The sequence below is a fragment of the Mesorhizobium carmichaelinearum genome, assembly GCF_900199455.1.
GTDB classification, from domain to species: Bacteria; Pseudomonadota; Alphaproteobacteria; order Rhizobiales; family Rhizobiaceae; genus Mesorhizobium; species Mesorhizobium carmichaelinearum.
The window spans coordinates 1-7738 of sequence record NZ_FZQR01000077.1; the positions used below are offsets into that span (position 1 = coordinate 1).

Here is a 7738-nt window from a genome sequence, read left to right on the forward strand (position 1 = left end):
AGGTGATATGCTCGTCCATGGCCCGTCTCCTATGCATGAGGCTCGGCGCCGGGATATCCAGCGCAACCCTCGATAACCTGCATACTGTGAGACGGGTCGCCCTACCTCAGGCGAACATGTGGTCTAGCACGGCCGCGGGCGGTTATCGTTGATCACAGAGGACACAGGGGTTCCGCAGGCCATCGCCTCAATGGTCACGAGGCCGAACGGTTCCGGCCAGTCGATCGGGAATAGCAACGCTGCCGCTTTGCCCAAAAACTCCGCCTTTTGCCTCTCATTAATCTCGCCAATGAACTCAACATTTGAATTTCGCAGCACCTGTGGTTCGACGCATTCTCTCCAAAACGAACGGTCAACCGAATCGATCTTGGCCGCGATCTTCAGCGGCATTCCTGCGCGGGCAGCGATTTCTATCGCGGCCAGTGGTCCCTTCTCCGGTGAGATGCGGCCAAGGAACGCCAGATAGCTCGAGGCCTTTTGACGGAAGGGCAGGATACCAGGCGGCAAGCCGTGATAGACCGTTCCGAGCCAATTGACCGGCGGCATCGGCCGGCGCTGATCATCGGAGATCGAGACCAGTGGAATGTCGTCGAACATCGCATAAAGCCGTGCGAGGTCCGGGAGGTCAAGCCGGCCATGAAGGGTCGTAACGGTTCGCCTGCTAAACTCTCTAATGATCGGAAAGTGGAGAACGTCGACGTGGAAATGCAGCACATCGAAGGCTTCCGCCCATCTGCGCACCTGCTCAAGCATCGAAACGTGACACGGCACGGGGTCCCTTCCCTTCGGGCTCAGGCGTAGCGACGCGTCGCAACACGCCACAAGTTCGGCCGACGTCCTTGAATCGCCGCTGGCGAACAGCGTCACCTCGTGGCCCTGTCGAACCAGCTCCTCAGTCAGATACGAGACGATGCGCTCGGTGCCCCCGTAGAGCTTGGGAGGGACGGACTCCATTAGAGGTGCAATCTGGGCGATCTTCATTTCTAGGTGCGTCCGCAAATTAAGACTCGACAAGGGCCGACGCGCATGCGAGCGCCGCTCCTTTCGCCCGCAAACTTTCGAATTACTAATATGTTCCCGAAAGACGGTAACGACTGACGGTCTGACACAGGGGTAACCGCACACAAGAGCTCGGCCGCGGGCGCAAGCCCCGCCCACAATCGCTGCGAAGTCCCACTTCGGGTCAGCCACTAGTGTTCGGGTACACCTGAGTATCTTCTCACCAAAATGTGGTCCAAGCCCTGCATTGGTTCGCTTCGAATCCGGATGGGCCGCGCCGCCGGTCCGGCAGGCCGGAGGTAGAATGGATTCTAATGAATGTGAGGCCAAACCGCGATTGGGCATGGTCTCTTTGATGGCTGTGGCGCCAAGACCCATAACAGTCAGGTTCCTCAGCTTCAGACCCACGTGGCGCGGACGTCAGGCTTAGGCCCGATTTTGGGACCAAAGTCTGACTCTGGAACGGTTCCACGCCCTCTGGGTTAGATTTGTGAGCGCCGACGAGGTGCTCTTTAACCAGCTTGAAGGAGAAAATCATGAGGATGCATTTCGGTACCGCCGCTGCGGCTTTCTTGCTCATAGCCGGAATCGGTGCGGCCGCGGCAGAGGATGTGGTCATCCAGCCAGAACAGGACACGGTCATCCGGGAATATGTGAAAAAGCAACCGTTGGCTTCCGTAAAGCTTCCCGGCGTGGAACTTAATGTTGGTACAGCTTTACCTGATACCGTTGAGCTCCATGAGGTTCCCAACGTCAAATACCGATACGTCGTGATCGACAACCGGACGGTCCTGGTCGATCCTGGCACGCGCAAGATTGTCAAGGTGTACGATTAAACGGCAGACGTTCGTCGGGGGGCGGAAGTCGAACGGGTGGCCGCAGGCTTGTTAGTCTTTGCGGCCATCCTCACGCGTGGAACAGATCAAGCTGTCCAGCCCGTCCTTTGGCCAAATCGGCCCGTTCGAGAGGTAGTTGGTGCGCACTGCGAAGCGACGGGAGGCAGCGGTAGCATCGGCCCTGGACGCAACCGGCTGATCGCGGCGGAAAAAATGATCCAGAAAGAGAACGCCAAGACGAAAAAACACGGCTCGCCATTGCCCGGACCGTGATCCGCGCAGACAAGTCCTTTTAGGATGATTTATCGGAGTGGGGCACCGCCGTAAGATCCATGCCGGCAATCACAACTCCGTAAAAATCGTACATCGATTTTTTATTGAGAACAGACAGAAGGAGAGTAAAATTTGTCCCTTCGCCCGGCTGGCTCAAACGGCCGGCGCGGCCCGGCTGGTCATCCTGTGTCCACCTGAAGGCTGGCCGGGCCGCTTGGGACGACTGATCGCCCCGAAAAGCAATTGGAACGCGTGTCTTCCACGAGCGTTCATTTCGTCAAGCCCAGATTATAGTGCACAATATTCGGCATCAACGTCCTACCGAGCGCAAGTTCTATTGATTTGGGCTATCCTTTGCCATGACGTTGAAGAGTACGAGGCACGCCAGCAGGGACACGACACCGCCTAGCAGGTCGCTGCTCGTCAGACCGGAAAAATAGACCAATTCAAACGCCAATACGGACATAATACCCACCCGGGGAATTCGGAGGTCTCCAACCAAATTAGAACCGCTAGGCGGTGCTAATGTTCCGCCCGTGGGCTGGGGATTCACATTTCCGGAGATTCGACCACTCCACGCTCGTTCGGCGGCAGCGTTATCCCCACTATCCAGGCCTTGTCGCCGATCTCCTTGCCTATGCTCCGATACACATTTGATATTGAAACCGGCCGCGGGCGAGCCTTATAAGACTCGATGTTTTCCCCATTGCTTTCTAAGGAGCTTGCGATGGATAGCGTGACCGTAAGCCTCAATGAACAGGTCAGCCCTTGCGTTGAAGTGATCGAAGTCTGCGGAGAATGGTTCGTCCGCGTGGTCGACGGCGACGAGGAACTAACCCGATCATTCCAATTGGAGCCGTTCGCCCTGGCCTACGCAGAGGGCCAGCGAATACGTCTCGGGCTTGCTGATTTCGATCGGCTATAGCGTTGAGCGTCCCCTATCTTCCACAGGATGATTGCCGCCACCCATGAGGCGGGCATCGGCGCGACAGGGCTAGAAGTTCGATGGGGTCGGCTCAGCTACGCCAGTCACGTTCGCGCCGTCTGGTGCGCGAACATCCTCAAAATCGACTGTCGCGACGATCGTTCCACTTGCATCCTTAGCTCGCACCGCCCAGCCGACCGGCGCGTCACCACGCGAGAGCGCGTCCTGCCAAAGGTCGGCCGCAGAACGTCGACATTCGTCCAGGACCGCTTGCAACGTGGGAAACGAGAGGCCTGCGAGCTCCCGCACTTGACCCTTGTCCCGATACTCGAGGGTATAGGACGCGGGGCGGCCTGATTCCGGCCGGGTTCGCGCGCTGGCGTCTGTGGCCCCGCTGTCGTCATCGAACGCGGCGGCGTGCAATAGCAGCACCTTTGCCTTTGCAATCAATTGCACGTCATCGCGGGCGCTGTCATAGGCCAGGGAGACGGAAATCGCCTCACCGCCTTCGCCCACGAACCGGACTCTCGGGAAGGGTCCGTTTTCGACGACCGTTTCAATTATCTGCATGTGATTACTCCAACGCTATCAGTTTCTCGGGTCAGTCCTTGACGTATGCCCCAGGCTGTCGCCCGCTCTTTGGCGCCTTGGCGTCCTTGGAATGCTCGGAAAGGGCAGGCCCGGCGCCGGAGATCTTCTGGGTGGACGGCGATGGCGTTGCAGGCCCTGATGGAGACTTGGATTGTGGAGCCCGAGGGTTCTCGTCCGAGGTTGTCATGTCGTTTTTCTCCCATGTCATGAGTCAGGGATGAACTAGCCATCGACTTGGAGGTTCCAGCGTCGTGGCGTTTCCAGGAAATCGCTTAGTTTGCGAGAGCGAACCGTCGGCAATGATCAAGATACGCAAGCTCATGAATTGCGAGCAGGTCAACGACGCTTGTCCATAACCACGACGGTGTCTTAGTGTTTGCGCCGGGGGCATGCGACAGTTCGCGGGTCCAACTGCGCCAATCGGCGGCGTCCATCTGGCGGCCGTGCGCTTCGCCCACGATCGAACCGAGGTGACGGGCAAGGGTCTGCGTCTGTCGACTTGTCAGCCAGTCGATTTCGAGTTTCATATCGCGTGGCGATATCGCCCTGACAAAGACAGGCTTCCCCTCAATCTCACCGCACACGATGCGATCGCCTAGGTTTGGAGACATGGCGCGCGCGCCTGCCCGGACGCGCTCGGCATGATTGCCAGGCATCTGTGCCCGCAGTGCCGAGGGAGCGGCCGCAGCCGTCGCTTCCTTGATGTCGAGCAGCGCCATGCGATGATGCTTGCCCCGCATCAGGGCCGCAAAGCGCAGGTCCCCGAGCGAACTGCATCCTTTGATCCAGTACGCCGCATCCATGAACTCCCAGCCGTTCTTGCCGTGCTGCTCCGTTTCCGGAGTGAGGCCTGAGATATCCAGACCTTGGCAGAAGGTGCGCACCTGGCTGCGCTCGCGGCGATGCAAGGGCCAAAATCGGCGGTTCCGCGGCAACTGCTTCTGTTGTCCTTCAAATCGCTCTAGGGCGAGGTTGTGCCAGCGTCGGTGCGCGGCGCGTTTGAGCAGCTTTCGCAGGTCCTTGGATCCTCGCGCGCCTGACGAGGGCGCTGCCTTGATGTAGCCGGCGAGGAGGTTGCCGAGCATGTGCGCTGTTGTCACGCCCGGCAGGTCGGAACTGCGGATGGCCGAAGCCAGCGAGAGGCCCAGCCGCACGAGGTCGTGTGCCGGGTTGCCTATGACGGTCTGGTCAAAATCCCGGATCTGAACCGCTACGCCGCCTTCCAGGTCCGCGATCGCCCCCAGGTTGCCAAGATGGCAGTCGCCGCAGATCCAGACAGCGGGCCCGTGCGGCAAGCCTTCATCATGCTTGTTCAGCCAGTCATAAAACAGCCACGCGCTGCCGCGTACGAACCCATGTTGCGATTTGGCCATTTTGCGATTGCGCAACCTTTCCAGATACCCTGGCCGATCCGAGAAGTTCATGGCTGCGTCTCCCGGCATCGGCGCAGCAGCGGCCAGACATGCCAAAGGCCGACCAGCAGGACTATTGAGGCGGCGGCGGCAAAGACGCCCGCCGCAGCTATGCCCGTAATCTTGCTCACCACGACGTACATCTCGACGGACAGTCCGATCGCCAGGAATACAGTTGCGGCCAGAACCAGTCTGCTCGCCACGGTGTAGAACGCCTGTGCCGCCTCTCCGCCATAGACGATCCTGTGGTAGGCCGCCGGCGTCATCAGCAGGACGGTCGACAACGCAACGCACGCCAGGGCAATCCCATGAGCAGCTTTGTCAAGCGGCGACATGGCGGCGAAGCCTTGAGTGACGACAATCGCCAATTGGAAGCCCAGCAAGGCTTGTGCGCCGGGCAGCACAATGCGGCTTTCGGTCATTACGTACTCGATTTTGGTCTCGGTCGACGTTTGATGCATGGCTGATGCTCCCTCCTGCTGCTCGGATTTGAAAACCAGCGGCCCGTACCAGAACGCCAGCGCCAAAACGAGCCCCGCAGTCCCGGCACCAAAGGCGACAGAGACTCCACCGATGACCTCCCCGGCGATAGCAAGGTTCAGGGCCATCGCCAAAGCGAACGGCGGGAGCGTGGTTTCGGCGGCGCGGGTAATAAAACGATCAACCCGCGGTCCAGCCGCGCCGTGTTCGACAATGCGATGGTAGGCGCTCGGCGTAATTAAAAGCCCGACAACGAGGACCATCAGACCCAACGCGATGATGTACATATCCTTGGTATAGGACGGCAAGGACGAAAATGCTGTCTGGACGCGCCCCTGAAGCTGGAAGCCGAGCAAAATCTGCGCGCCCAGCATCAGCGTCCGCGATTCATCCAATGCCAGCTTGGTTCTCTTGTCGGGCGGCACCTCTTCTCAACCCCGGATGAGTTGACCAATCATAACAACGGCCGCTGCAGCCATCACGACGGTTGCGACCCAACCCACCACGCGGAGCGCCAGAGGAACAGTGGCCTTTCCCATAATGTCAGGCCTCGCGGTCATCGCCATCATCACCGCCATAACGGGGACGGCAACCACGCCATTGACGACCGCGCTCCAGTACAGGGCTTTGATGGGGTTGATCGGCGTGAAATTGAGGCCGACTCCGACGACGGTCGCGACGGCGATCGTGGCATAAAAAGCCTTGGCTTCGAGCGGTTTGCGGTCGAGACCGACCGGCCACTTTCGCGCCTCCCCCAAGGCGTAACCGGCCGAGCCTGCGAGCACCGGTATTGCCAATAGCCCTGTGCCGATGACACCAACCGCGAAGATTATGAAGGCAAAGTTGCCCCCGACGGGTTTAAGGGCTTCCGCCGCCTGACTCGTGGACTGGATGTCCGTCACACCGTGAGCATGCAAGGTCGCGCCGGCGGTAATCATGATGGCAAGCGCGACGATGTTCGAAAAGGCCATGCCAACATAGGTGTCCAGGCGGATGCGTTCGACTGCGTTTTCCGTTTGCTCTGGGGCGTCCTTCAGTGGCTGGCGCTCTGGCTTTGCCTTCTCGTCTTCGACCTCCTGCGACGCCTGCCAGAAGAACAGGTACGGGCTGATGGTCGTGCCGAGTATCGCCACCACGGATGTCCAGAAATTGGCGCCAGCAGTGAATTTGGGGATTAGCATTCCCCGCGCGACGTCGGCCCAAGGAACGGACACAACCAGGACCGTGGCGAAGTAGGCGAACAGGGACAGGGTAAACCACTTCAGAATGGAGACGTACCGCGTATATTTCAGAAAGATTTGAAGGATCACCGAGATGACACCGAAGGCCACCGCATAAGCCAGGGCCGGTCCTCCGACAATCAACTTCAGCGCGTCGCCCATGGCACCGAGATCGGCGCCGATGTTGATGGTGTTTGCTATGAGCAGAAGGAGGACTACCGACTGAAGCAGCCAGTTCGGATAATATTTGCGCATGTTACCGGCGATGCCGCGGCCGGTCGTGCGCCCGATCCTGGCACTGATCTCCTGAACGACCGCCATAAGCGGGTAGCTGAACAGCATAGTCCAGGTCAGCCGAAACGATTGGCGCAAGATCGAGGAAGCTGCGAAATCCTACAAAGACCAGGAATAAAGCGCCGCTGGAAGTCAAAGCTTGAGCGCGCAATCCTTCATCAGGTCGTCACGGGAGAAACGGTGAGTTCGCACCGACGCTCCCGCGCAATTGTTGGATCTGGCAACGCCGGAGGTTGCTCACTGGGCGGTGAAGAAGGTCAACAGCACCTTGCCCTTTTCGCCGAGCAGACAAACGAAGCGATCAGCCGCTCCGGTTTTACCATTGCGAGCGATATAGGCTTCGCCGAGGATGACCGTTTTGACCGGCACATTTTCCACTTTGGTGTCAGCCTTGCTGACCGCGATACTCTCGATGTCGATCACGAGATCGTTGATGTCCTTCGACTTTTCCTGCAGAGCCAACAGACCAGTTGATTTGCAAGCGGTGACGGCAGGGTCGTCGGAAGTTTGAGCGTGGGCGCTCCCAGCCAGCAGCGCGAAAACCACTGATGTTGCCATTGTCTCGATCCGCATTGCGTTTCGGTTTTGTCGCAAACTTTTCGGAAAGGTGATTGGTGCATGACACCTTCTCCTTCTTTCCAGGAGTTGCTCATGTTCAAAGGCCGCCATTTTGATCGATCCGTGATCCTGCTGTGCGTACGCTGGTAT

7 protein-coding genes and 1 pseudogene are annotated in these 7738 nt (G+C 58.9%); 2 read left to right on the forward strand and 6 right to left on the reverse strand.

Annotated features, from left to right (window positions below):
• Window positions 1-162: 162 nt before the first annotated feature.
• Window positions 163-981, reverse strand: a pseudogene (locus CKW40_RS41510) (glycosyltransferase family 4 protein); the annotation flags it as partial.
• Window positions 982-1535: 554 nt separating this feature from the next.
• Between CKW40_RS41510 and CKW40_RS41515 the strand changes: the two are divergent.
• On the forward strand, window positions 1536-1835 hold the full coding sequence (locus tag CKW40_RS41515; protein WP_095205299.1) for a DUF1236 domain-containing protein: 300 nt from the start codon (window positions 1536-1538) through the stop codon (window positions 1833-1835).
• A 1000-nt stretch (window positions 1836-2835) separates the two neighbouring features.
• Window positions 2836-3033 carry a hypothetical protein gene (locus CKW40_RS41520; protein WP_095205293.1) on the forward strand — a complete coding sequence of 66 codons (198 nt, stop codon included), beginning with the start codon at window positions 2836-2838 and terminating at the stop codon, window positions 3031-3033.
• Between the two features lie 69 nt (window positions 3034-3102).
• Here CKW40_RS41520 and CKW40_RS41525 read toward each other — a convergent pair whose 3' ends face one another.
• The 5 genes from CKW40_RS41525 to CKW40_RS41550 form a co-directional block, all read right to left on the reverse strand.
• Window positions 3103-3603 carry a DUF6894 family protein gene (locus CKW40_RS41525; RefSeq protein WP_095205294.1) on the reverse strand — a complete coding sequence of 167 codons (501 nt, stop codon included), beginning with the start codon at window positions 3601-3603 and terminating at the stop codon, window positions 3103-3105.
• A 293-nt stretch (window positions 3604-3896) separates the two neighbouring features.
• Complete coding sequence (locus tag CKW40_RS41535) at window positions 3897-5048, reverse strand: DUF2252 family protein (RefSeq protein ID WP_095205296.1); 1152 nt, start codon at window positions 5046-5048, stop codon at window positions 3897-3899.
• Entirely contained in the window at window positions 5045-5941 is an 897-nt protein-coding gene (locus tag CKW40_RS41540; RefSeq protein ID WP_095205297.1) for a DUF6328 family protein, read from the reverse strand. The genes CKW40_RS41535 and CKW40_RS41540 overlap by 4 nt, the downstream gene beginning before the upstream one ends.
• Window positions 5942-5947: 6 nt before the next feature.
• Window positions 5948-7078, reverse strand: a complete 1131-nt coding sequence (locus CKW40_RS41545; RefSeq protein WP_342202981.1) for an NRAMP family divalent metal transporter — start codon at window positions 7076-7078, stop codon at window positions 5948-5950.
• A gap of 189 nt (window positions 7079-7267) precedes the next feature.
• Window positions 7268-7738, reverse strand: a 471-nt coding sequence (locus tag CKW40_RS41550; protein ID WP_244571552.1) for a hypothetical protein, incomplete at its 5' end; no start/stop codon positions are given.

Excerpts from the sequence above, each read along its gene's own strand:
- CKW40_RS41515 (WP_095205299.1), top strand. The coding sequence starts at position 1,536 with ATGAGGATGCATTTCGGTACCGCCGCTGCGGCTTTCTTGCTCATAGCC.
- CKW40_RS41520 (WP_095205293.1), top strand. The coding sequence starts at position 2,836 with ATGGATAGCGTGACCGTAAGCCTCAATGAACAGGTCAGCCCTTGCGTT.
- CKW40_RS41525 (WP_095205294.1), bottom strand. The coding sequence starts at position 3,603 with ATGCAGATAATTGAAACGGTCGTCGAAAACGGACCCTTCCCGAGAGTC.
- CKW40_RS41535 (WP_095205296.1), bottom strand. The coding sequence starts at position 5,048 with ATGAACTTCTCGGATCGGCCAGGGTATCTGGAAAGGTTGCGCAATCGC.
- CKW40_RS41545 (WP_342202981.1), bottom strand. The coding sequence starts at position 7,078 with ATGCTGTTCAGCTACCCGCTTATGGCGGTCGTTCAGGAGATCAGTGCC.